Origin of the sequence: Paenibacillus sp. XY044 (genome assembly GCF_002257645.1) — a bacterium.
GTDB lineage: Bacteria > Bacillota > Bacilli > Paenibacillales > Paenibacillaceae > Paenibacillus_AQ.
In genome coordinates, this window is the sequence record NZ_NQMO01000002.1 from 339,164 (window position 1) to 362,247 (window position 23,084).

Genomic DNA, 23,084 nt, shown 5'->3' on the forward strand with positions numbered 1-23,084 from the left:
AACGGAAATGACAATCGCCAAGAACTTAACTGAACTTATAGGAAATACACCGCTGCTGGAGTTGGGCCATGTGATGGAGAAGCACGAGCTTCAGGCGACTCTCATTGCTAAACTGGAATATTTCAACCCTGCGGGCAGCGTAAAGGACCGCATCGGTTATGCCATGATCAAGGATGCCGAGGAACGCGGACTGCTGAACAAGGACTCGGTGATCATCGAGCCGACGAGCGGAAATACCGGGGTAGGCCTGGCTTTTGCGGCAGCGGCTCTGGGTTACAAGCTGATCATTACCCTGCCGGAGAGCTTTAGCTTGGAGCGCCGCAAGCTGCTGCTTGCGCTTGGAGCCGAGCTGGTGCTGACACCGGCTAATGAGGGAATGGGAGGCGCCATCCGCAAAGCCGAAGAAATCGCGGCATCCACCCCGAACTCGTTTATTCCGCAGCAATTTAACAACCCGGCCAATCCGGCGATTCACCGGAAGACGACGGCGGAGGAGATCTGGAGAGATACCGGCGGAGACGTGGATATTTTCATCAGCGGCGTCGGTACAGGCGGCACCATCACCGGGGTTGGCGAAGTGCTTAAGGAAAGAAATCCGTCCGTGCGGATCGTGGCGGTGGAGCCTTTTTCATCGGCGGTTCTTTCCGGAGGGAAGAAGGGAGCTCACCAGATTCAGGGCATCGGGGCAGGCTTTGTTCCGGATAACTTCAATCCTTCCATCGTAGATGAGATCATCCAGGTTAAGGACGAAGACGCACTGGAAACGGCCCGTTCGCTGTCCAGATGGGAAGGGTTGCTGGTGGGCATTTCGTCCGGGGCAGCCGTTTACGCGGCCATTCAACTGGCCAAAAGACCGGAGCATCACAATAAACGGATAGTAGTTCTGCTGCCTGATACAGGGGAAAGATATCTCTCGACGCCTCTTTTTCCTAACGTATAATGAGGTCAGTACCGGGGACGATCATGCTTTCATATGGAAGGGGAGAGCTGTATGGCTCAAATTAAAATTTTCGGTCTGCGCTCAACGCTGAAGCCGATCCAGAGTGCTTTCTCGGATGTGCTTCATACTTGTGCCGTGGATGCGCTGCATCTGCCTCAGGATAAAAGGTTTCACCGGTTCTTTTTCATGGATGAAGAAGACTTCATTTACCCCGGTGACCGCACCGACAAATATACGATTATTGAAATCAGCATGTTCGAAGGACGATCGGCTGCCGTGAAGAAGCAGCTGATCCAGCTCCTATTCGACAGAATCTCCGCTCTTGGGATCGGCGTTTCGGACCTGGAAATCACGATTTTTGAAACACCGAAAGCGAATTGGGGAATTCGCGGCGTCCCGGGTGACGAGCTGCATCTCAATTATCGGGTGGACGTGTAGAAAGCAGGTAGGCGGGAATGGACAGGGAAATCATAACAGGCATGCCGGAGGAGGTAAGCAGTGAAAGAGATCATAAAACAGAGCTTAGTAGAAATTGAACAGAAGCATCAGGTTAAAATTCTTTTCGCTGTGGAATCAGGAAGCCGTGCGTGGGGTTTTCCTTCCAAGGACAGCGACTACGATGTCCGTTTTATCTATCTGAACAGACCGGAATGGTACCTGTCTATCGATGATAAAAGGGACGTTATCGAACTGCCGATCAACGATATGCTGGATATCAACGGATGGGACATTCGAAAAGCGCTGAAGCTGTTTAGAAAGTCTAATCCCCCGCTGTTAGAATGGCTCGTTTCTGACATCGTTTATGATGAAAACTATGGGTTTAGAGACGAATTGTTAGGCATCAAAGAGAAGGTTTTTTCTCCCAAAGCATCCATGCATCATTATCTAAGCATGGCCCAAGGTAATTTTCGTGAGTATTTGCGCGGTGAGCATGTGAAGATTAAAAAGTACTTCTATGTGCTGCGGCCGATTCTAGCCTGCAAATGGATCGAAAAGTATAACACGAGTCCTCCGATTCTCTTTCAAGATCTCGTTGCGGATTTAATTTCAGATAGGCCTCTTTTAGATGAGGTTCATTCGCTCTTAAGTCGCAAGATGGCTGGGGAGGAACTGGATTATGAAAAGCGGATCGATCGCATCAATGACTTTATCGAAGCCGAAATCGAGCACATTATCGATTTTTTAAAGGACTTTAAGACAGATCTTCAAGATCCGACTCCATGGCTGGATGAATTATTTCGAAAATATTTGAAGGTGGTTTGGAGTTAGTGCAAGCAGTTATAACGATTGGAGGACGATCACATGCTATTTCTGTTTGTCATCCTGCTGATCGCTTTGGTTGCCATCATCAGCAATCAATATGCAAGCCTGAAGAAGATGGATGCGCTGCAGCAAACTCTGCGGGAAATCAGCGAAAAATTAAGCGACCGCAGCAGGTAGTAACGCCGCCATACATCCCATCCCTATACATCAAGTTGTTGACATGGAGAAAGAGAGGTGTCCCGCGTGGATCCCTCTCTTTTGTGTCGCCAGGAAAGGAGCCAGAATGGAAAACCAGTGGAGAATCGCGCCGTACGATCCGGCATGGACAAATCTCTTTTCTGAATTGGGGAAGAAATTAAGAGGAGCCTTAGGGGAGACGGCCGTCCGAATCGACCATGTGGGATCGACCTCGATTGCCGGGATGGATGCGAAGCCGATTGTAGATATTCAGGTGTCGGTTGCGGCACTGCAGGATGTTGCCCGTTATCGGGCAGAGATCGAATCCGTCGGTTTTGTGCACAGGGAGGATAATCCTGACTTGACGAAAAAGTACTTTCGTGAAGTTCCAGGCAATCGCAGGACACATATCCATGTACGGCAGGCAGGGAGCTGGTCCGAACAGCTCACTTTATTATTCAGGGACTACCTGCGCGAGCATCCCCAAGACTGCCGGCGTTATGCGGCCGAGAAGCATCGCCTGATGCAGCTGTTTCAGCATGAACGCGAGAAATACGTGGAGGGGAAGGGGCCCGTCGTATGGGAGATTCTGCGGAGAGCCCATGAGTGGTCGCAAGCGACCGGCTGGACCCCGCCGAAATCAGACGCATAGCGGGGCGGACATCAGTTTGCCACTGGATTGTAACCACCATGCTGAGGCAGACCCCTGTTTAATATTTCTCCATACGGTTAAATACATGGCGTGAAGGAAATTCCTAAAAATTCAGAGGAGTGATGGATCATGGCAAATAACCAAAATGGCAAAATGAGTCGGGAAGAAAGAGGCCGTATGGGGGGAGAAGCCACGGCGAAAAATCATGACAAAGAATTTTATCAGGAAATCGGCCGCAAGGGCGGGGAAGCCACATCCGAGTCGCATGACAAGGATTTTTACCGCAAGATCGGTGAAAAAGGCGGCGAAGCCCGATCACGTCAACGGGACAACGATTAATACGATGACCCCTTAATTGGAATATCGCTTTAGGGTATACGGCGCTTAAAGCGGGTTTTTCGAAGGAAAACCGGCCCCGGTACCCCGTGGGAGCCCAGTCAAAGAACAAGGCCCGAGATCTCTCGGGCTTTGTTCTTTTTATTTTGCAAAAAACGATTGAACTTTGGAGGCAGACTTGTTACTATAGCCCTTAAATACATACGGGGTGGATATAAATGGAAAACAATTTTGATGATGTAGTGATCAGCACCGACAAGTCAAAACTGGACGTGGAGAAGGTTTGCGATTTTCTGTCGAGGAGCTATTGGGCGGATAAACGGCCCAGAGAGAGAATTCTGAAATCGATCGAAAATTCCATTTGTTACGGGGCTTATATCGGAGACAGGCTGGTCGGTTTTGCGAGGGTTGTGACCGACGGGGCAACGATGTATTGGTTGTGTGATGTGTTTGTGGATGAGGAATACAGGGGGCACGGCATCGGGAAAAAGCTCGTCGGGACGATTACCAACTCCGATGAGTTCAAAGATTTGAACGGCCTCCTCGGCACGAAAGACGCTCACGGGTTGTATGAACAATACCATTTTAAAAGAATGGAAATGATGCGGAGAACGGCGGATTACATCAGAAATATGGATACGAGCGGCTCTGTATAAAACGATCCGTATCGATCAGAAAGGATAACCAGCAGCAGATGGCCCCGTGGGGGATTATGGACAAAGCATCGGGCAAGCTGATTGGAACCTGCGGGTTTGTGAGTTGGGATGCGAATCAAGTCGGGCATGCAGTTTGAAGGCCTGTTAAGAAAAAGCATATTTACGAAAGGCGTCTATCAGGATTTGAAGTTGTATGCCCTAGTTAAATAGAACATGGAACCCTTGCCTTAGGACTCGGGCAGAAAGGAGAATGGGGCTCTTGAAACGAAACATTCATTCTACCGTGATCGAATGGGCACAGGGAGACATTACCCGCGCTGATGTAGATGGTATCGTGAACGCTGCAAATTCGAGCTTGCTGGGCGGAGGCGGCGTGGACGGGGCCATTCACCGTGCTGGAGGGAGCGAGATTCTCGAGCAATGCAAGAAAATCAGGGCTAAACAAGGAGGCTGTGCTGTAGGCGAAGCCGTGATTACGACGGCTGGCCGGCTTCCGGCCCAATATGTCATTCATACCGTGGGACCGGTGTGGAACGGCGGCCAGAATGGAGAAGAGGCTAAGCTGCACAGCTGCTATATCCAATCTTTAGAGCTGGCTGATCAGTACGGTCTGAGAAGCGTAGCTTTTCCGAACATCAGCACGGGAATCTATGGTTTTCCCAAAATGCTGGCAGCCCCGATCGCCTTCCGTGCGGTGAAGGATTACTTGCGGGCACATCCGCAAACCTCGATTAAGATGGTGCAGTTCGTTTGTTTTGACGAGGAAAATGGTGAGATTTACCGGAAGTTGTTTGACCAGGATGCGGAGCGGATCATTCGGTATTATATTGAGGCTTATAACGCTTTTGACATTGAGGGGATGCTAAGTGTGCTTCATCCGGATATCATCTTCAGAAATATCGTCGGTAACGAGGTTTCGGTAGAAACGAGAGGGCTGCAACCATTTCGGGCATTGGCGGAAAAAGCTGCGGCTATGTTTTCAACCCGGCTTCAGACCATCTTGGAGCTTCGTGAGGTGAACGGCCGGATCGAGGCGGACATTGATTACACGGGTGTGTTGGCGTCGGATCTTCCTGACGGTATAAAGACTGGAGATACCATTCGCTTACAAGGAAGGTCGGTATTTACGATCAGGGATGGAAAGCTGTATCTTATTGAGGATTACAGTTAATCACTTAAGCGGGATTTCTAGCTATTTAATACAGAAAAGAGATGGCGAACATGGGTTTCCCAACATCCAGAAAGGCATTGGTCATCATTCTCCATGAAATCTATGGGCTTAACGAGCATATTCTTGCTTTTGGCGACAAGGTCTCCCGGACGGATTACGAGGTTCTGACCCCTGACCTTCTCCAAAGGGAGCCTTTTCCGTACGAACAAGAGGAAGAGGCCTATTCCTATTTCGTGCACCAGATCGGCTTGGATCGGGCCGTCGATGAAGTGAGCCGGATCGTACAGGAGCATCGGAAGAGACATGATCGCATTTTTATCATCGGCTTCAGTATCGGTGCCACCATTGCCTGGCGGTGCACTGAAACGGGAATCGACGGGATCGTCGGATTCTACGGATCGAGAATTCGCAATTACGCCGAAATGGAGCCGATGTGTCCGTCGTTGTTGTTTTTTGCAAGCAACGAGAAGTCCTTCGACGTATCGGAGCTCGCAGAGAAACTGGAGTATTGCCGGAATACGAACGTCCACGTCATCGAAGGGGAACATGGGTTTATGAACCCTTACACCAAAAGCTATCTCCCCCAAGCGTATCAGGGTTGTCTGGAGATGAGCTTTAATTTTTTGCGGAGGATTGAGGAGGGGAACTGTAGTTGAAGCTTCGGCAAATGACAGCGGCATATTTGTTCCGGAATGATTACGTGCTCATGATCAAAAAATCGGGGAGCCGGTTCCATCAAGAGGAATTCTGGAGCGGCTTGGGCGGTCATGTGGAGCCGGACGAGCTGAATGACCCGCTGACGGCATGTAGGCGGGAGATTTACGAGGAATCCGGGATTCAGGCTTCGGAGATGGAAGATCTTAAATTGCGTTACATTTTACTGCGGTTAAAAGAGGACGAAATCAGGCAGCAGTACGTTTATTTTGGTACCACGAGGAAAGAGAAGCTGGTGGAATCGGAGGAAGGGCAGTTGCAGTGGATCAAGCAAAGTGAGATACAGGAACTGCATATGTCCGCGATCAATAAATTCATGCTGGAACATTACATGAATCACAACAACCAAAGCGGAGTATTGGTTGGGACCCTGACGGTTAATGAGCAGTCTATGCCCAGGATTGAATGGAGTGAGCTGAAGGATCCTGTAGTATTTTAAAAAGATAGAAACTTAGCCTTTTCCTGCTTTACATACGAACATACATTCTTGTAAAATAGGATGTAAATTCCAGTGGGGGGTAGGCGTATGGAATCTGGACGAATTCTAGGGATTGCTTATAATGTCATTCCGGTGAAAGACGTGGAGAAGTCGGCGACATGGTTTGTGAAGCATTTCGGATTTAACATTCGCAATCAGCGCGACGGTTATCTAAGTTTATTCCGAGAGAATCGGCCGATTCTCGATTTGATCCAAAGCGAGCACGAATCCAGAGCGGTGTTCGAAGTGAACGGAAGAAAGCGGTGGGTTATCACCTTTTTTTCGGATGATATCGTGTCGCTGCACAGCCGGTTACAAGCCGAGGACGTCAAGGTTGGCAGCCTAAGCGATGAAGGGAAGTATGGGAAGTTTTTCGTGCTCGAGGATTTGGATGGCAACCTGTTTGACGTATGGGAGCATCGGGATTGCGAGCTGGTCTACTAGAGCCAGTGAGAAGAGGATCGGGAGGGGAATTCGCTGCATGACGACGTTTTATATGATCCGCCACGGGGAGCCTTATTGGGAGCTCAATGAATCCTATCCATTGCACCGATTAAAAGGGCACGGCCGGGATCTGGTTCCGCTAACATCGAACGGAATCAGCCAAGTATATACGGCGGCAAAGGATGAACGGCTTCGGAAAGCCGAAATCATTATTTCTTCCCCTTATACCAGGGCTCTTCAAACCGCCGCTATTTTATCGAAAGAGCTTCGACTGGACATCACCGTTGAGTTTGACTTGCGGGAATGGCAGCCGGACCTGACATTTGAATTCGATTCTTTGGAAGCATTGACGGAGCTCGGGGATGATTATGACCGCCATCAGGGCATTTACCCGGCGGGGGAAGCGAAAAAGTGGGAATCCCGTGAGATGATGAAGAAGCGAATGGACGGCGTGCTGGAACGGTATTTGCACTACGACGATGTGATTGTAACCGGGCATGGCATGGCGTTTCGAACGCAGACCGACGTATCCGACATTCCTCACGCCGCCATCATCGAATTGGTCAAAAGCAAAACGAATACAAGCATGACCCCATAGATGAGGGATCATGCTGCTGAAGCACTACTTGCCGTTATCTTTCGCACGCGATCCCATCTTTGTCCCGGTCTTTGCCTTTGTTGACGTCATAAAGCTCCTGGGAAACGTACGGCTTATATTTGGTCTTGCCGCCTTTGTTCTTAACGGAAGCCGAGCGGGCGACGCCCCCCTTGTAATCTTTGTTCAATTCAGTACAGTTATTGTACTTCTTCACTTGACCTGCCGCTTGCGCATGACTGATGGTGCCAAGACTGATCCCGGTACATAGAATCACACTTAGAGAAAGTAAAATGCTTTTTTTCATTCTCCAAATCACCCCTGTTCGTCTATTGAAAGTTCATAGAACCATCGCTATCATAGCATGTTGTAACGGGGATTTGGAGGATAAAATTGAAAATACGGAGAGATGGAATGAACTCAGAGGAGCATATTATCGTCGCCAGTGTTTCCGTTCTTCGAAACGGAGAGGTGCTCATGGTCCGCGAGAAGAAGGCCTCCGCCTATGGTCTGTGGAACTTTCCATCAGGACGGCGGGAGACGGGCGAGGACTTGGCACAGACTGCCATTCGGGAAGTCAAGGAGGAGACTGGACTGGACGTACGGCTCAAGGCTGCAACGGGCGTGTATCCGTTCCGAAGCGCCAGTGGTCAGCAGGTGATCCTGTTTCATTTTGTCGGCGAAGCAGCGGATGGCGCTTTAAGGATTCAGGATGATGAGATCATGGATGGCCAGTGGGTCGCCATCGATACGCTGCCCGATCGGCCGGATGAACAGCTTCGGGAAGCGAAGGTCATCAAGCAGATCACCGGGCGATTGTTACGGGAAGAGTTCTATCCGCTGGACATATTTCATGGAATGATTCGATGAGTATCCATGAAATTGGTATCGTAGTTGAGAACGAATGAGGCCGCTCTTTGGCAGAACAATCTAGTAACCGTTAGGAGAGCCGCATGAAGCTAATGCCTGAATACGCCCAGCATATTATCGTCGGCGTTGTTTTTCACAACAAGTGGAGCTGGTTCATTACGGAGAGAGAATATTGGTTTTTGAATGTGGAAATGGAGGATCGCTTCGGCATCGAAGTATTAGACGAAACCACGGCAGCGGAATTTTTTCGACTTATCGCGGACTTTCAGGTGTCTTCAACTGAACTCTCTCAAGTTCTATTGGAACTGCAGGACTCTTTTCAGCATCAGGATGAGGTCCTCGAGTTTATTCCGGCGCTTTACGTCCATTTCGACGACCGCGTGCTGTATTCGCTGTTCCCGGAACCGATGTCCTTTGAGCATTATGTCCCCGAGGGCTGGGTTGGAGCATATCGGGACTTTTTGGATCTGGTACCCGAAGCAGAACAGTATTGGATGATCCAGGGGAAGAGCTTTTTCAGTACGATGTCGCAAAGGTAGCAGAGGAGGGGGCTTTTGATATACATTTTGGAGGAACCCCGCGCGGGAGCTTACCAGGCTCTAATCTCGATGGCATTCCGTGCGTGCGATGAATTCATTCTGGTTAAAAGGGATCAACTATCCCTAACACCTGCAACAGAGGCGCTGCTCGAACGATTAAGGCCTTATGTCAAAGCCGTCAGGAAGCAGGATGCTTGGCCGGGAACCCAACTGTTTGGGCATTATGCCGACGTATATTATTTTGATTGCCAGCCGCCATTGAAAAAGCTGGTCTTGGAGTCTGCTGATGGCCTGTATGATTGGGTGTGGCCGAATTTGCTGGAAGACCTATGCTTTTTTAAAAGCAATGAGCCCTGGCTCGTTAATATCGCCCATGAGCATGAGGCGTGGATCAAGACGGAGGACTGGGAGGAAATTTTGCAGTTTAGGGAGATCGAAGGATTGATGTTCTACTAGCCCTAGAATAATCAAAGATAAAGGGGGGATTCCATTGAAGCGTACCCAAAGCAACCACTTTCAACCCCTGAATGATTATGTGCATCAGGTTCAACGCAGGATCGGAGCTACGGCGGCAGCAACCTACATCATCCATAAGGATACGGTGGTGAACGAATGGTACGCCGGACGGCATGGATCCGAACCGGATTCCCGGCCCGTGGATGAGAAAACCCAGTTCAACGTAGGCTCCATTCGCAAAACGTATTTGGGCCTTGCCATCAGCCTGCTGATCGAGCAGGGGGAAATTCACAGCATTGACGATACTATCTGTCGTTATTTGGATAGTGACATCCCACAAGCCGAAGAAGTGACGCTGCGGCACCTCCTTACCCATACCCATGGGTTAATGGAGGTGGAGGGCAAACTCGTTCGGGAATTTCCCGCCGGCGGCGGCTGGGCCTATCGAAATACAGGCATCGCTCTGCTTACCGCACTGGTCCATCAATTAACGGGATATCCGCTCAGTACATATGTGCAAAGAAACGTGTTCGACCTTTACGGGCTTCATGAGACAGGCTGGAGAACGGAAAAACAGGAAGAGCTGATTTACAACTATTATGAGAATCCGGACACCTGGGTTGGACCTAATGATAGTGCGGCAGGGGACCAGAGTAATTTGTTTGCCAGTGCAAGGGATTTGGCACGCTGGGGTGCGATTCATTTGAACAAAGGGGACATTGGAGGAAAGCAGCTGATTTCCCAAAGCGTATTTGATCGTATCGTTTCGCCGCAAACTCCGCAATCGTTGCCGGATCATGAGCCGCTCAACGGATTCATTTGGTGGCTGCAAAGGGATACTACCCTGAACCAGCTAGGTGAGCGACTGCCTGGCGGGGCCTACCAGGTGTTGGGGATTACCGGATGTGCTTGCCTCGTCATTCCGGAGTATCGTGCGGTGGTCGTTCGGATGTACAATCAGCTTAGCAACCCGGACGGTTACGACTATTTAGCAGATATTCGGCAGTTCGGAAATAGGGCAGGCGATCTGCTGAGGACATTTTAACACATCATTAGGACAGGATGAATTGTATGCCGATTATACGAGAAGAAATGATCATCCATGCCCCGATCGGCGTCTGCTTCGACGCTTCCCGGAATGTTGATGACCACTCCCGAACGGTCTGGCCGCACACCAAGGAGAGGGTCGTCGGGGGAGTGATGAGCGGTTTGCTCGAAGCCGGGGATACAGTGGTGTTTGAAGCAAGGCACTTCGGGATACGGCAGCGGCTGACCTCGAAGGTGGCCGAGATGGACAAGCCTTATTCTTTTACCGACGAGATGCAAAAGGGGGCCTTTCGCCATTTGACCCATCGCCATGAATTTGAGGAGGTTACTGAAGGAACGCTGGTCAGGGACATTCTCGATTTCAGCGCCCCGTTCGGATGGGTCGGGCGGGTGTTCGATGCACTCGTGTTGGAAAAATATATGAGTGCCTTTATCCGCTACCGCCAACGGCAGCTCAAGGCACTCATCGAAAACGAAAACAGCCCCAAGTCGTCGACTTGAGGCTGTTTTTTGTTCCTGGCCGTACGTGTATACGACCGGTCGTTATACAGTGGTTTATGGCAAAATATTACCGGCTGCACGGAAAATTTCGTACCATTCTTCACGGGTCAGCGTCACATCGCTGGCTTTGATGCAGTCTTGAAGACGCTCAAGATTCATCGTGCCGATGATCGGCTGCATGTTGGCCGGATGACGAAGGAGCCACGCGATGGCAATGGTCGTATTGGTTACGCCGTATTTACCGGCAATTTCGTCGATCTTCTGGTTCAGTTCCGGGAATTTATCGTTTCCAAGGAATACGCCCTCAAAGAAGCCGTATTGGAAAGGCGACCAAGGCTGAACGGTAATATCGTTCAGTCTGCAGAAATCGAGCACGCTGCCGTCACGGTTTACGGCCGAGTCATTTTCCATGTTCACGTTAACGCCGGCTGAAATCATGGTGGCGTTCGTGATGCTGAGCTGCAGCTGGTTGGCCACGATCGGCTGCTTCACGAATTTTTGCAGCAGCTGAATCTGCATCGGGTTCTGGTTGGATACGCCGAAATGGCGCACTTTGCCGGAGGATTCCAGTTGGTCGAATGCTTCTGCTACCTCTTCCGGTTCCACCAATGCATCCGGACGGTGCAGCAGCAGAACATCCAGATAGTCGGTATTCAGTCTTTTCAGAATGCCGTCTACCGAATTCAGGATATGCTCCTTGGAAAAGTCGAACATGCCCTGACGGATGCCGCATTTGGATTGAAGAATGATTTGTTCACGGACGTCGCTGTTCATATGGATGGCGTCTGCGAAAATTTCCTCGCATTTACCGCCGCCATAGATATCGGCATGGTCAAAGAAATTGGCTCCTTGCTCCAGTGCCGTTTGCACGAAACGCTCCGCTTCGTTTTTGTCCAGGGAGTTGATGCGCATGCAGCCTACTGCAACTGCAGGTACTTCCAAGTTGCTGCTGCCAAGCTTAATCGTTTTCATGAATCCTGTCCTCCGTATTCATATGGGTTTGGATGTTTCGACTCCAACACGAAAGTTCCGGCTTCCTGCTGGAGTTTTCCTCTAGTAAGCGTGATCTAATGATGAATAGTTTTGCAGACAGTCCCCTGTTTATAATGACACCGCGTGTGGTAGGATTCAAGTCTTTTTATAAGGAAAATGGCAAGTTATGAATTATGGAGGCAGATCGGCGGCAAGAAGAGAGAAGAGACCCTTGTTCAGTGACAATAAAGTTGGGATCTGAAGGGTATTCAAACCCGGAGCGCATATAAGAGTCCGACCAACCGCGGTAACCGAGTTAGTCCGTGTGCGCGACGGCGCTGATTTCAATCAGTTGCTCGGGAGACGCCAGGTATGTCACGCCGATGCAGCTGCCGGCCGGCCTGTGTTGTTCGATGTATTCCTTGAACAGCCGAATGCAAGGCTCGAAGTGCTCTTGCGCGTTTGTCAGATAGATCTCCACATAAGCCAGGTTCGACTTGGTGACACCAAATCCCGCCAGCACACGATCAAGATTTTCCAGCGTCTGCCGGGTCTGTGCCTCGATATCTCCCTCGCCAACAAACGCTCCCTCTGTATCGTGGGAAAATTGTCCCGAGATGTAAATGGTGCCGTTGACGCTATAGCCCTGGGTGATGCCGTGATCCCAAAGATCGTGATTGTAGGTTGTAACATTAGTCATGTTCTTCTCTCCTTTACTTCAAAGTAAGGCAAGTATAAGATGAGAGAAAACAAAAGTGTAGTACGCACTTTATTGATAGGTACTATCAGAAAGGATAGTGTAAATATGAGTATGGCCGAGTATAAAGGCAAAGTTAAAAATATTCAGGATACACCTTTTGGTTACACATTATCCGTTATTGGCGGTAAATGGAAAATGGTGATTATGTACCTCTTGGCAGAAAATCAACCGGTTCGCTTTAATGATCTGAAAAGACAGATCGGAGCCATTACTTATAAAACATTGAGTTCACAACTTAAAGAATTGGAAGCAGATGGTATGGTGAACCGGAAAGAGTATCCTCAAGTTCCTCCTAAAGTCGAGTACAGTCTTACAGATAAAGCGGAAACACTCTTACCCGTTTTGGAAGAGTTATGTGAGTGGGGAGTAAAAAATCAACCCTAGGCATGATTGGCTTTCCACACCTTACAATAGGGAAAGACTGAAGCGTTATCGTCGTGGTGTCCCCTCAAAAACCATGTACGAAAATGGCCAGACCTTTTGGACAACATGATATAATAAAACCAGGTCAGGAAAGGGTTGACCAACCTTTCGCCCACGGCCTTACGAAAACGGAATTTGATGAAAAAAAGCATAAAGACAACATTACTTTATCATTAAGCTACCATCCGCCTTATACAGCCCTACACATCAAAGGAATTACTGAAAATGGCGGCCGTGGCGCAGTGATGCCACCATCAACCTTTGGAACAAGCTATAAGGAGGCAGGAACATGTTTTATCAGACAACCTACCCGACACCCGTAGGAATCATTACCCTTGCATCTGATGGAAGTGGTCTTGTTGGTACATGGATTGAGGGGCAAAAATATCACGGGGCTACTATACCTGAAGGTGTGACAGTGCGTGACGACATGCCGATATTCGAAACCGTGAAAAAATGGCTGAACAAATACTTTGCGGGCGAGAAGCCCGACATTTCAGAATTGCCGCTCTGTCCCATTGGCAGCGGGTTCCGTCAAGAGGTATGGAGCATTCTATGTGAGATACCATACGGCGAAGTGATCACCTATGGCGACATTGCAAAAAAAATGGCGGCAAAGATGAACAAGGAAAGCATGTCAAGCCAAGCAGTAGGTGGAGCTGTTGGGCATAATCCGATTTCAATCATCATCCCCTGCCATCGAGTTGTAGGTTCAAACGGCAGCTTGACAGGGTACGCCGGGGGTGTTCATAAAAAGGTGAAATTGCTTGAATTGGAGGGTGCCGATATGTCGGGGCTGTTTGTGCCCACAAGAGGTACAGCCATTTGATGTTGAAAAGACGGTGCAGAGCTGAAAATGAATTCTATAAATCTGACTGATCCGCAACAATTATGCGGGAGAGTCCTGCTTGCATCCACGACTTGCATTAACTGGTGCATGGGAAATCCCTGAGCGAGGTGAGTAAAACTGCAAATCCGAAAGTTAAATGCGAATGAAAAACCACCATTTGGACTACTATTATTAGCGGATCCATCACTGAAGCTTGTTGAGGATTATCTTCGAAGAGGATATTGCTTTATCGGCTCGCTGAATGATCAAATAATAGGTGTCTATGTCTTACTGCCAACAAGACCCGATACAGTTGAATTAGTAAATGTAGCAATCGATGAAAAGCATCAAGGCCAAGGAAATGGAAAACGGTTAGTTGAGCATGCCATACGTATTGCTGAAGAATTGGGATTTAAAACCATTGAAGTCGGTACAGGGAATTCTGGTATGGGGCAACTTGCCCTTTATCAGAAATGCGGCTTTAGAATAATTGGAATAGACAGAGACTTTTTTGTTAGACATTACGACGAAGAAATATTTGAGAATGGTATTCAAGTTTTAGATATGATACGACTATCACAAGATTTATAATCCCACGATTATTCAACTAACGGGAAACGTTTTTAAACCAACTTTCATAATATCTGATCGCCTTGAGTTTACGCATTTTTGCTGATACCAACTCTAATGTCCGAACCCCCTTCCAAACAGAAGGGGGTTCGTGTATTTAAACCTGGGCTTCCTGCAATTCCGCAGTATGCGTCGATGGACAGGGCTGCTCGGCCCACTCCCGCATGGCGGCAAAGATCGGCTGAAGGCGCCGGCCTTTATCCGTCAGCTCATATTCCACATGCAGCGGCACCTCCGAAAAAATAGTCCGTGTGACGATGTGATTCTCTTCGAGCAGGCGCAGCCGGTCGGTCAGCGTTTTCGGGCTGATGGGATGCAGCGACCGGCGAAGCTCTCCGAACCGGTTCATTCCGTTGAAGAGGTCGCGCAGGATCAGGAGCGTCCATTTTCCCTCCAGCAATTCGATGACCGGAGTTATCGTATCCGGGCATTTGGGATCGATCATGTCTAAACCCTCCCAGTTCATTTTTTGAAACTAGTGCACTTAAATGTAACTACTTTTCAAATGTACCACAGTCGACTAATCTTAGGAAAGGGAACGGATTCCATAACATTCCGGTCCCGACCCATAATCGGTTATCGGGCTTGCTGGATCCAAGTCTTGGAATAAACTTGTATGAAGATAGGTGAAATATGATGCAAAGACCTTTTGAGGTAGACGCTTCGGAATATCCGTTTCAGGATCATTGGCTGCCTTACCGCGACGGTGCGATTCATTATATCGATGAAGGTGAGGGGCCGGTTGTTGTGCTCCTGCACGGCAATCCCACGTGGTCCTATTTGTACCGGAATGTAATTAAAGAGCTGAGCGGCCGGTGCCGGCTAATCGCCCCGGATTATCCCGGCTTCGGAATGTCGAAAGCCCCTACGGGTTATGGCTATACACCCCAAGAACATGCGGAAGCAGTGACGGCCCTGATTCGGCAGCTGGACCTGCAAATTGTGGTCCTCGTCGTTCAGGATTGGGGCGGACCGGTTGGACTTCATTATGCGGTGCATCATCCTGACAACGTGCGAGGCATCGTCCTCATGAATACATGGGCTTGGCCGGCCAAAATTTTGCCGATGAAGCTGTTTTCGATGGCCATGGGCGGCTGGCCGCTCGGATATTGGCTTCAGACCCGGCGAAACTTTTTTGCCAATACGATTGTGCCCAGCGGGATTCACCATAAAGAGAGGATCACGGCTGTCTTGAGGAAGGCGTATACCGATCCTTTTCCTACCCCGGCGCTTCGCAAACCGACCTGGATGTTCCCCAGAAGCATTCGAAAAGCCGGGCCATGGCTGGCCGAAATTGAGTCCAGATTGCCTCTGCTGGCTGAGGTTCCTGCGCAAATTTTGTGGGGGCTGAAGGACAGCGCCGGTTTTCCGGTAGAGGAAATGCAGCGCTGGCAGGGCATTTTGCGAATGCACGAAACCGAGGCTTTGAGCGATGCCTCCCATTATGTGCAGGAGGACCGCCCGGACCGGGTGGCGGCATCCATCCGCAGAGTGTTGGAGAGAACAAACGGCATAGTAGGCAAGCAGCCGAGCAAAACCAAATATGCATAAACGAAACCGAGGAGGATATCCATATGAAAACGATTCTTTGGGCGGCGCTGTCCGCCAACGGAAACTATGCACAGTCGGGACCCGACAACCCGCCGAAACCGGAGGCTCTGGCCGATTTTGCGGCCCATGCCGGACGAACGGGGAACTTTATCGTGGGGCGCAGAACCTTTGAGGGCATGCAATCCGGCGGCGGTGGCGCAGCCTTTGAAGGACTTGATATCGTAGTTGTCACCAAGAGTGTCAAGGAGATCGCGGGCGTAACGGTCGTAAGTTCTCCCGAAGAGGCACTGCAGCATCTCACGAGCCGGGGGCATTCCACCGCACTTTTGGCGGGAGGGGCCGATTTGCATAATGCTTTTCTGGGAAGCGGGCTTGTCGATGAGCTGGTGTTCAATGTGGCTCCGGTGCTGGAAGGAAAAGGACTGAACTTGGTCACGGACCAACATGAGTATCAATTTAAAGACGTACAGCTGCTGGATTGTAAACCGCTGGGGTCAGGTGTGGTACAGCTGCATTATGCGGTCACGGATTAGTAATGGATGCTGCGCCAGAAAAATTAGTGGATATGAAGAAAAGCTTCTTCCTGCAGTATCGGGGGAGGCTTTTCTCATGTTTAGTAACCATTCAACTTATATAAGCAGTTTTTGTTTAAAATGATGAGTCTGCGGCCTAAAATCCATGCTAAAATAGATCCACATCACAATGGGCATCGGAGAACGGAATATAAGTTTTGCACCTGTTTCAGATCGGGGGAATCGGATGGGCCAAGTGTATAGCCGCACTTGGTCTTTCTCGTAGAGTTAGTAGCTTTGAGGCCTGGGATTTTGAATACATCGGTTTGTAACAAGCCGAAGGGGGAGTAGTTATGTACAACCACCTAAGCCAATTCGTCCTGCCGGACGGAACGTTAAGCGGGGAAAGGCTATGGACGCGAGAAGCCCTGTACCAGGGAATGAACGGCAAATTCGTGGAACGGTTCTATCCGGATCGGCAGCACAGCTACATCTTCAAACCGCTGACCAACGGGGAGAGCGTGGACAGGGAAGCCTGGATCTACCGGCACCTGCTGTCCGGCTTTCCGAACATTTATCCGGCGCTGCTGGCCTCATCGGAGGAGGGGGCCGGGGAGGCGGGATGGTCGATTTTTGAAGACCTTGGCCCGCTTCGCCACGAGTACGATGTTGAAACCGCCATGAAAGTGGTACAGCAGGTCGCCTGGTGGCATGCGCTGCCGGAGGAGCGCTGGGAAGGCTTGAGCGGGGCGGGGCCGAAGCCGCAGATTGAGCAGATCGCCGCCGATCTCTTGAACAAGCGGGACGAGGCTGTGGCGGTCATGGCCGAAATCGGCGAGCCGTGGAAGCTGGACGGCATGCTTCTCAGCTTGGCGGAGGGCCGGGCTCTCCCCAAAACAAAGGCGGTATCCCACGGGGACCTGCATCTGGGCAACTATGCCGTTGCGGCTAACGGCCGCTTGTACATCATGGATTGGGAGCATGCCCATCTGAATACCCCGTTCTGGGACCTGTATCATCTCATCGACATGTCGCATCCCTTGTTTCCGAAACAGGTGACCGCGGAAGATCGGGAAAAGCTTCTGACCTATTATGTAGAGCAGTCGGCGCTGTATGGCGCGGAGTGGGACCTTGTCGATTTTATCCGCGATTACTGCCGCTTCTCCACGGTGTTCTCCATTTGGATGCTGCTCCTGATTTCAGGCGATTTGAAACGGGGAGACAGCGTCTGGCCGCAGGACCGGCTGCTGGCACAAAGGGAAGAAGCGATCGCTGGCTTGAAAGGATGCCTGACGAGGCTGTCGCTCGAGCGGGATTCGGCTTAATCCGCTGCCCACCGGCTGCTTTTTCCCTGGATGCAGGAGTCGGTTCAAATCTTATTGAATCAACGTGAGAATCACCTCAACCGAATGATCGACAAAGGAACGCTCCGGGCGGGCTTTCATCATGACCGTCAGACCAATCAAGGATATGACTAGGGTCTGCGCCAGGGACCTGGCGTCCACACTGGTGTGTAGCTCGCCTGAACGGAGCCCCCGTTCAATCGCCTCCTGAAAAATCGCCGCCAAATACATCTCGTGCTCCCGTGTCAAAATCTCGAATTTTTCGTCATGCGGAGCTATCTCTACCATCGTATTAATGCAGAAGCACCCGCGGTTTTGCGGGTCGGCATAAGACTCTTCGACAATCCCCTCAAAATAATGTCTGAACGCTTCCTTGACGGATTCGCCATGCTGGAGCCTGGATCTGGCCTGCGCTGCGTGCGCGGCGGTATATTTCCGCAAAGCCGCTTCAAACAGCTCCTTCTTATCCCCAAACGCGGAGTATATGCTTGGGCGCTGAATGCCCATTCCCGCCGTCAAATCGCTTAAGGACGTTGCCTCATAGCCTGTATTCCAAAATATATGCATGGCGTCTTCCAGCGCCTGATCTACATCGAATTCACGCTGCCTAACCATTTCTCTGCACCTCATTTCATATCGAATGGTATGTTTTGATTGTAGGGTAACCCCCCCTTTCTGTCAATGCTGTCCGTTCGGTCCGGTGCTGGACTTTCCCTCGAAATTTCATGGTATTACCGGGATACATCAGCGTGGACTAACCATATTAATTCAGAATCCTCTTGACAGCATTTTACCCGGGAGGGTAATGTAAGCACTAATCATAACGTACTGATCGGTATTTTATGAAAACCGAAAGATCAGGAGGGGTTCTTGTGAACAATTTGCAGGAAAATGAATCGACTGTACCTCGAGAAAGGAAGGGGGTGGAAAATAGGGAGATGGTCTCCGCTCCAGCCGCCGCATCGGCTGCACAGATACAGCCGCTAACCCGCTGGGCTGCGCTGCTGTTTGCCGCGGCGTGCGGCTTGGCGGTCGCCAACGTCTATTACGCCCAGCCTCTGCTGGATTCCTTGGCGGAGCAGTTCGGCATTTCGCATTCGTCGGTTGGGGTGGTGATTACCGTTACGCAGATTTGCTATGCCTTGGGTTTGATTCTGCTCGTTCCGCTGGGAGATCTGTTGAACCGCCGCAGGTTGATTCCGGGGATGATGCTGATATCCGTGGCTGCCCTGGTCGTCGTAGGAACGGCTTCCAATCGGGGCATTTTGCTTGGAGGGATGGCGGTCGTCGGGCTTTTGGCCGTGGTCACGCAAGTGCTGGTTGCTTATGCCGCGACGCTGGCGGCGCCCGAATCACGAGGGCGGATCGTCGGCGTGGTGACGAGCGGGGTGGTAGTCGGGATTTTACTGGCCCGAACGTTCGCCGGCCTGCTAACGGATGCCGCCGGCTGGCGCTCCGTCTACCTGGCGTCTGCGGGTCTGATGCTGATCGTAGCCTGCATTCTGCTTAAGGTACTGCCGAGCAGGGACCCGGAGAAGGCTTCGCTGAACTATCCTCAGCTGCTTCGGTCGGTGCTGGGTCTGTACGTACAGGAGCGGATTCTGCGTAATCGCGCCGTGCTGGCGCTGCTTATTTTTATGGCGTTCAGCATATTGTGGACCTCTCTGGTGCTTCCGCTCAGCAGCCCGCCGCTTTCCCTGTCGCACACCGCAATCGGGGCGTTCGGACTGGCAGGAGCCGCCGGGGCGGTCGCAGCGGCAAGAGCCGGACGGCTGGCCGACCGGGGGCTGGGACAGCGTACCGCAGGCGTCGCCTTGGCGCTGCTGCTCCTTTCATGGCTTCCGATCCGATATACGGAGCATTCCCTGCTGTCTTTGATCCTGGGCATCCTTCTGCTTGATACGGCGGTGCAGGCCGTCCATGTGACGAATCAGAGCATGATTCTGAGCGTACGTCCGGAAGCGCGCAGCCGATTGACTGCGGCTTACATGACGTTTTACTCGATCGGCAGCGCGACGGGCTCCATTGCCTCGACGAGCATTTATGCCAGATTCGGCTGGGATGGTGTATGCATGCTTGGGGCAGGCGTCAGTGCGCTGGCGCTGTTATTCTGGGCATGGACCCGGCGGAGCGGGGAAAAAGGGAGGGTGAAGCCCAACTAAGCGGCTAGGCGCAAACGACATTGCCGCAGTACTCGCATTCTTTTTCCCGATCCGTACCCAGAAATACTTTTGCTCCGCAGCCGGGACATTCGACGGTTTTCGGAGAGGACGTCTGTCCGGAAACCGGGGAGTGAAATCCCGAAGGCCGCCCGTGACCGTTTTCATCAGAGATAGAGTCCTCGTCATCATACTCACCGTCGTACTCTTCGTCATACTCCTCGTTAAGGTAATCATCAAAGGCCTGCTGATGGATGTAGACGGCTCCGTTGATGATTCTGCCTTCCGGGAGGAGTCCTTCCTCAAACATAAACGTCAAATCCCGTGTGACATCGGCAGCGGATGTTTGTGAAAGGCTGCGGATCTGCTCAACGGAGGTCAGGCGCATGCTCACAACGGCTTCCTGATAGACCTGAAGCAAAGTGCCGAATTTTTTATCGAGCTTATGGGCGACCAGGAAAAAGATCAGGGTAGGAAGAAACCAATATATCGCCAGAACAATCCCTGAGGTCAAATAATCGATCTGTTCCTCCTCTCCAAACGTATCGTAGGTCAAATAGAGAATGATCATGATGGAGATATAGGAAAAGACCATGGCCCATCCCAATAGCCGCAAGTTTCTGCCTTTGGCTTTGTTATGATGGTGGGTAGATGCCAAGCGGATGAAAGCCAGCAGTCCGCCGACGGGAAATACGAGCAGGGTCAGGACCAATATCCACGTGTCAAATGCCGAAAATCTAACTTTATATGGAACCGGAATCTCCATATGAGGGTCTCCTTTATGAATGATGATGTTTATGTATACAGAATGAACTAAAGGAATTGTTAAACTTTAGCTCAATCTATGTAGAGCCAGTTTTAGCTTGTAATAACTGCGAATTTCTTTCTAACGCTGTACGCTGGAGATCCTGGGCCAGAAGCAAGGCTTCATTGGCTAATTCTTCACGCTGGTCCGGCAAAGCGGCGGCGATCAGGCTTATTTGATCCTCCAGAAGCGATATTTTCTGCAGAAGCAGCTGCTCCACTTCGTATAAGGCCGGGACGGAATTAGGATCGCTGTACCGAAGCGTATCCTCCAGGCCGCGGATTTGTTTTTGAACATGATCGAGCCGTGGCTGATCCGGCAGCGATTGAAGCTTCTGACGGATGGTAATCAGCCGATTTGCCGTATCCCTTCCTTTGCTCCAGTTACGGTTATCCCGCCGCTCTAGCCTGGAAGCATAGGCTCCGGAAAGTTCGACCGTCCCTGTGATGATGACGAATCCGATCAGGGTAAGGATTTGGCTCCATAAGTAGGAGGAGGTGGAGAGCGTGGTCCAATGACTGAATAATGAAATCTCCAGCAGTACCGCTCCGGCGTATAATCCGGCTGCTATACCGGAGCCAATATAAAAGGGAGCAGGCATACTTGAGCCCTGACGGCGGTTCACCAGGCAATAAACAAACCGGATAATGGCTGCTGCCGCGCAACCTGCACCGGCACCGGATATCCAGGACCGGCTCTCGGCCCAGTCGGAGCTCCACCCAAACCCGATGAACATGGCCAAGGGAATGAGGACGACAGCGGTATAAAACCAGCTTTTATGCATCAGTGTGGTTTCCCTTCCTTTCGTCCCATTTTCAGGTTTGCGCATGACCGCATTCCATGCAGAATTTTTGTCCTTGCTGAACCTCCGCCTGACAATTTGAGCATTTCAGGATGCTGCTGGTTCCGCAGCCCGGGCAGAAGCGAGCCTTCGGGTCCATCCACTCCCCGCACTCCCGGCACAGCTTCGGCAGCAGGGTCCCGCAGTTGCCGCAGTTCACCGATCCGATCTTGAAGTCATAGCCGCACGAAGGGCAGGCGTTGTACGGATCGCCGCAGTTCAGGCAAAACTTGGCGTTCGGCGGAAGCGGTTGTCCGCAATCGCTGCACGCGATTTTCTTCGCAGGTACTCCAGCTGATCCCGCCGCCAAATTCTGGCCGCAGGCAGAGCAAAATTTCGAATCGGCGGCGTTCAGCTGCCCGCATGTCACGCAGGCTTTCTGCTTAACGTCCATATCGCCGGCGGTTTGAACCCTCACATTTCCGGCCATCTGCTGGACCGCGTCGTACATCGATCCTGCCATGCCCAATCCCATGCCGAGCCCGCTGCCGACGATTCCGGCGGTGCTGCCCGGATTTTTGGCGGCGCTTTCGAGCGTATCGTAGGACCGCTCCTGTTGATAGGTGAAGCCGATAATGTCCATTTCCGCCTTCTTGGCGAGCGCTTCCTTAATGCGCTGTGTGGACGGGTCATTATCCGGAAAGTTAATCGAATCGATAAAGAAATTCACAAGGGATATGCCCATTTCTTCAAAAGAAGGCGCGATCGTGTCCCGGACGTGCTTTGAAATTTCGGCGGCATAGGCGTTAATTTCGACCACGCTGATTTTTTTGTGGATAATGTAAGATGAAATCATTTCGTTAATATTCGAAGTCAGAACCCCGCGGTAATACTTTACCAACGTATCTTGATCGAACGACGGAAGCGTGCCGACCAATTTCAGCAAAAACTTGCGTGCATCTTCAATCTGCACCCCGAATTGGCCGTAGGCTCTGAGCGATACAATAATGTTGAACTTCGGGTCCTGCAGTTGGATGGGAGACGCGGTTCCCCATTTCACATCCAGCGACCGAAGCTTATTCACAAACCACACCTCTGCGGTAAACGGCGACTTGCCGCCGAATGGCAGATTAATAAGGTTGGAGAGGATCGGAATATTAGCCGTGCTCAGGGTGTGTCGTCCCGCCGCGAAGGAATCGAGAGCTTTGCCGCTTTTAAATAATACGGCTTCCTGCGTTTCATGAACGATCAACTGGGTCCAGGTCCCAAGCTCCTGGTTCGGGTAGCGCCAGGCGAACACCCCCGGTGGCCCCTCGTATTCCACTACTTCAATGATAGCCATTTACTGCACTCCTTTATTGACACGGTTCGCCTTCATTCCAGGACATTCCATGGAAAAAGGTACTAATTGACTACTATTGTATACGATAATAGCCCTATTTGGTGGTCAAAATTTGGAAAAAACATTTTCTCAGGAAGT

The 23,084-nt window shown here is 50.8% G+C and carries 31 protein-coding genes and 2 pseudogenes; 25 read left to right on the forward strand and 8 right to left on the reverse strand.

Annotated features, from left to right (window positions below; translation table 11 throughout):
• Positions 1–7 precede the first annotated feature (7 nt).
• The 13 genes and pseudogenes from cysK (at position 8) to CJP46_RS09945 (ending at position 7,429) form a co-directional block, all read left to right on the forward strand.
• Positions 8–940 (forward strand): cysteine synthase A, encoded by a 933-nt coding sequence (cysK, locus tag CJP46_RS09895; protein WP_094595442.1) that lies wholly within the window; start codon positions 8–10, stop codon positions 938–940.
• A gap of 51 nt (positions 941–991) precedes the next feature.
• The gene (locus CJP46_RS09900) at positions 992–1,378 is read left to right on the forward strand and encodes a tautomerase family protein (protein ID WP_094595443.1); all 387 of its coding nucleotides are present in this window, start codon (positions 992–994) and stop codon (positions 1,376–1,378) included.
• Between the two features lie 60 nt (positions 1,379–1,438).
• A complete protein-coding gene (locus tag CJP46_RS09905) occupies positions 1,439–2,209 on the forward strand; it encodes a nucleotidyltransferase domain-containing protein (RefSeq protein WP_094595444.1) in 771 nt (256 codons plus the stop codon).
• Between the two features lie 33 nt (positions 2,210–2,242).
• On the forward strand, positions 2,243–2,380 hold the full coding sequence (locus CJP46_RS36490) for a hypothetical protein (protein WP_179281112.1): 138 nt from the start codon (positions 2,243–2,245) through the stop codon (positions 2,378–2,380).
• A gap of 106 nt (positions 2,381–2,486) precedes the next feature.
• Positions 2,487–3,032: a GrpB family protein gene (locus CJP46_RS09910; protein ID WP_094595445.1), complete on the forward strand. Its 546-nt coding sequence runs from the start codon at positions 2,487–2,489 to the stop codon at positions 3,030–3,032.
• 129 nt (positions 3,033–3,161) lie between these two features.
• Positions 3,162–3,368: pseudogene (locus CJP46_RS09915) on the forward strand (KGG domain-containing protein); the annotation flags it as partial.
• A gap of 218 nt (positions 3,369–3,586) precedes the next feature.
• Positions 3,587–4,024 carry a GNAT family N-acetyltransferase gene (locus CJP46_RS09920; protein ID WP_094595447.1) on the forward strand — a complete coding sequence of 146 codons (438 nt, stop codon included), beginning with the start codon at positions 3,587–3,589 and terminating at the stop codon, positions 4,022–4,024.
• Between the two features lie 250 nt (positions 4,025–4,274).
• A pseudogene (locus CJP46_RS37045) lies at positions 4,275–4,826 on the forward strand (O-acetyl-ADP-ribose deacetylase); the annotation flags it as partial.
• Positions 4,812–5,195 carry a nuclear transport factor 2 family protein gene (locus CJP46_RS37050; protein ID WP_256992329.1) on the forward strand — a complete coding sequence of 128 codons (384 nt, stop codon included), beginning with the start codon at positions 4,812–4,814 and terminating at the stop codon, positions 5,193–5,195. The pseudogene CJP46_RS37045 and the gene CJP46_RS37050, both read left to right, overlap by 15 nt.
• Positions 5,196–5,245: 50 nt before the next feature.
• Complete coding sequence (locus CJP46_RS09930) at positions 5,246–5,851, forward strand: dienelactone hydrolase family protein (RefSeq protein WP_094595448.1); 606 nt, start codon at positions 5,246–5,248, stop codon at positions 5,849–5,851.
• Positions 5,848–6,348 carry an NUDIX domain-containing protein gene (locus CJP46_RS09935; protein WP_094595449.1) on the forward strand — a complete coding sequence of 167 codons (501 nt, stop codon included), beginning with the start codon at positions 5,848–5,850 and terminating at the stop codon, positions 6,346–6,348. The genes CJP46_RS09930 and CJP46_RS09935 overlap by 4 nt, the downstream gene beginning before the upstream one ends.
• 87 nt (positions 6,349–6,435) lie before the next feature.
• Positions 6,436–6,831, forward strand: a complete 396-nt coding sequence (locus tag CJP46_RS09940) for a VOC family protein (protein WP_094595450.1) — start codon at positions 6,436–6,438, stop codon at positions 6,829–6,831.
• A 37-nt stretch (positions 6,832–6,868) separates the two neighbouring features.
• On the forward strand, positions 6,869–7,429 hold the full coding sequence (locus CJP46_RS09945; protein ID WP_094595451.1) for a histidine phosphatase family protein: 561 nt from the start codon (positions 6,869–6,871) through the stop codon (positions 7,427–7,429).
• Positions 7,430–7,463: 34 nt separating this feature from the next.
• Here the strand turns inward: CJP46_RS09945 and CJP46_RS09950 are convergent, their stop codons facing one another.
• Positions 7,464–7,733 (reverse strand): excalibur calcium-binding domain-containing protein, encoded by a 270-nt coding sequence (locus CJP46_RS09950; RefSeq protein ID WP_094595452.1) that lies wholly within the window; start codon positions 7,731–7,733, stop codon positions 7,464–7,466.
• Positions 7,734–7,840: 107 nt separating this feature from the next.
• On the opposite strand from CJP46_RS09950, the gene CJP46_RS09955 reads away from it, so the two are divergent.
• The 5 genes from CJP46_RS09955 (at position 7,841) to CJP46_RS09975 (ending at position 10,839) form a co-directional block, all read left to right on the forward strand.
• Positions 7,841–8,296: an NUDIX hydrolase gene (locus CJP46_RS09955; protein ID WP_094595453.1), complete on the forward strand. Its 456-nt coding sequence runs from the start codon at positions 7,841–7,843 to the stop codon at positions 8,294–8,296.
• Between the two features lie 83 nt (positions 8,297–8,379).
• Entirely contained in the window at positions 8,380–8,835 is a 456-nt protein-coding gene (locus tag CJP46_RS09960) for a hypothetical protein (protein WP_094595454.1), read from the forward strand.
• Positions 8,836–8,850: 15 nt separating this feature from the next.
• The gene (locus CJP46_RS09965; RefSeq protein ID WP_094595455.1) at positions 8,851–9,291 is read left to right on the forward strand and encodes a hypothetical protein; all 441 of its coding nucleotides are present in this window, start codon (positions 8,851–8,853) and stop codon (positions 9,289–9,291) included.
• A gap of 34 nt (positions 9,292–9,325) precedes the next feature.
• Positions 9,326–10,336: a serine hydrolase domain-containing protein gene (locus tag CJP46_RS09970; protein WP_094595456.1), complete on the forward strand. Its 1,011-nt coding sequence runs from the start codon at positions 9,326–9,328 to the stop codon at positions 10,334–10,336.
• A gap of 26 nt (positions 10,337–10,362) precedes the next feature.
• Positions 10,363–10,839, forward strand: a complete 477-nt coding sequence (locus tag CJP46_RS09975) for an SRPBCC family protein (protein ID WP_094595457.1) — start codon at positions 10,363–10,365, stop codon at positions 10,837–10,839.
• Positions 10,840–10,893: 54 nt separating this feature from the next.
• On the opposite strand, the gene CJP46_RS09980 is transcribed toward CJP46_RS09975, so the two are convergent.
• Both CJP46_RS09980 and CJP46_RS09985 read right to left on the reverse strand, forming a co-directional pair.
• Positions 10,894–11,811, reverse strand: a complete 918-nt coding sequence (locus tag CJP46_RS09980; RefSeq protein WP_094595458.1) for an aldo/keto reductase — start codon at positions 11,809–11,811, stop codon at positions 10,894–10,896.
• A gap of 316 nt (positions 11,812–12,127) precedes the next feature.
• Complete coding sequence (locus CJP46_RS09985; RefSeq protein ID WP_094595459.1) at positions 12,128–12,511, reverse strand: RidA family protein; 384 nt, start codon at positions 12,509–12,511, stop codon at positions 12,128–12,130.
• Between the two features lie 105 nt (positions 12,512–12,616).
• On the opposite strand from CJP46_RS09985, the gene CJP46_RS09990 reads away from it, so the two are divergent.
• From CJP46_RS09990 to CJP46_RS10000, 3 genes are all read left to right on the forward strand, one after another.
• Positions 12,617–12,955, forward strand: a complete 339-nt coding sequence (locus CJP46_RS09990; RefSeq protein ID WP_094595460.1) for a winged helix-turn-helix transcriptional regulator — start codon at positions 12,617–12,619, stop codon at positions 12,953–12,955.
• 328 nt (positions 12,956–13,283) lie between these two features.
• Positions 13,284–13,823, forward strand: a complete 540-nt coding sequence (locus tag CJP46_RS09995) for a methylated-DNA--[protein]-cysteine S-methyltransferase (protein ID WP_094595461.1) — start codon at positions 13,284–13,286, stop codon at positions 13,821–13,823.
• Between the two features lie 138 nt (positions 13,824–13,961).
• On the forward strand, positions 13,962–14,414 hold the full coding sequence (locus tag CJP46_RS10000) for a GNAT family N-acetyltransferase (protein WP_094595462.1): 453 nt from the start codon (positions 13,962–13,964) through the stop codon (positions 14,412–14,414).
• Positions 14,415–14,550: 136 nt separating this feature from the next.
• On the opposite strand, the gene CJP46_RS10005 is transcribed toward CJP46_RS10000, so the two are convergent.
• Entirely contained in the window at positions 14,551–14,898 is a 348-nt protein-coding gene (locus tag CJP46_RS10005; protein WP_094595463.1) for a winged helix-turn-helix transcriptional regulator, read from the reverse strand.
• A 188-nt stretch (positions 14,899–15,086) separates the two neighbouring features.
• Between CJP46_RS10005 and CJP46_RS10010 the strand changes: the two genes are divergently transcribed.
• From CJP46_RS10010 to CJP46_RS10020, 3 genes are all read left to right on the forward strand, one after another.
• Positions 15,087–16,004 carry an alpha/beta fold hydrolase gene (locus tag CJP46_RS10010; RefSeq protein ID WP_256992288.1) on the forward strand — a complete coding sequence of 306 codons (918 nt, stop codon included), beginning with the start codon at positions 15,087–15,089 and terminating at the stop codon, positions 16,002–16,004.
• Positions 16,005–16,027: 23 nt separating this feature from the next.
• Positions 16,028–16,537, forward strand: a complete 510-nt coding sequence (locus CJP46_RS10015) for a dihydrofolate reductase family protein (protein WP_094595465.1) — start codon at positions 16,028–16,030, stop codon at positions 16,535–16,537.
• Positions 16,538–16,869: 332 nt separating this feature from the next.
• Positions 16,870–17,841, forward strand: a complete 972-nt coding sequence (locus CJP46_RS10020; RefSeq protein WP_094595466.1) for a phosphotransferase family protein — start codon at positions 16,870–16,872, stop codon at positions 17,839–17,841.
• Between the two features lie 51 nt (positions 17,842–17,892).
• Here the strand turns inward: CJP46_RS10020 and CJP46_RS10025 are convergent, their stop codons facing one another.
• Positions 17,893–18,474 (reverse strand): TetR/AcrR family transcriptional regulator, encoded by a 582-nt coding sequence (locus CJP46_RS10025; RefSeq protein WP_094595467.1) that lies wholly within the window; start codon positions 18,472–18,474, stop codon positions 17,893–17,895.
• 323 nt (positions 18,475–18,797) lie between these two features.
• Here CJP46_RS10025 and CJP46_RS10030 point away from each other — a divergent pair, with 323 nt between their 5' ends.
• Positions 18,798–20,021 (forward strand): MFS transporter, encoded by a 1,224-nt coding sequence (locus tag CJP46_RS10030; RefSeq protein WP_094596124.1) that lies wholly within the window; start codon positions 18,798–18,800, stop codon positions 20,019–20,021.
• A gap of 4 nt (positions 20,022–20,025) precedes the next feature.
• On the opposite strand, the gene CJP46_RS10035 is transcribed toward CJP46_RS10030, so the two are convergent.
• From CJP46_RS10035 to CJP46_RS10045, 3 genes are all read right to left on the reverse strand, one after another.
• The gene (locus tag CJP46_RS10035) at positions 20,026–20,784 is read right to left on the reverse strand and encodes a hypothetical protein (RefSeq protein WP_094595468.1); all 759 of its coding nucleotides are present in this window, start codon (positions 20,782–20,784) and stop codon (positions 20,026–20,028) included.
• Positions 20,785–20,860: 76 nt separating this feature from the next.
• Positions 20,861–21,607: a hypothetical protein gene (locus CJP46_RS10040; protein ID WP_143812952.1), complete on the reverse strand. Its 747-nt coding sequence runs from the start codon at positions 21,605–21,607 to the stop codon at positions 20,861–20,863.
• A gap of 31 nt (positions 21,608–21,638) precedes the next feature.
• Complete coding sequence (locus CJP46_RS10045) at positions 21,639–22,946, reverse strand: SPFH domain-containing protein (protein WP_094595470.1); 1,308 nt, start codon at positions 22,944–22,946, stop codon at positions 21,639–21,641.
• Positions 22,947–23,084 lie beyond the last annotated feature (138 nt).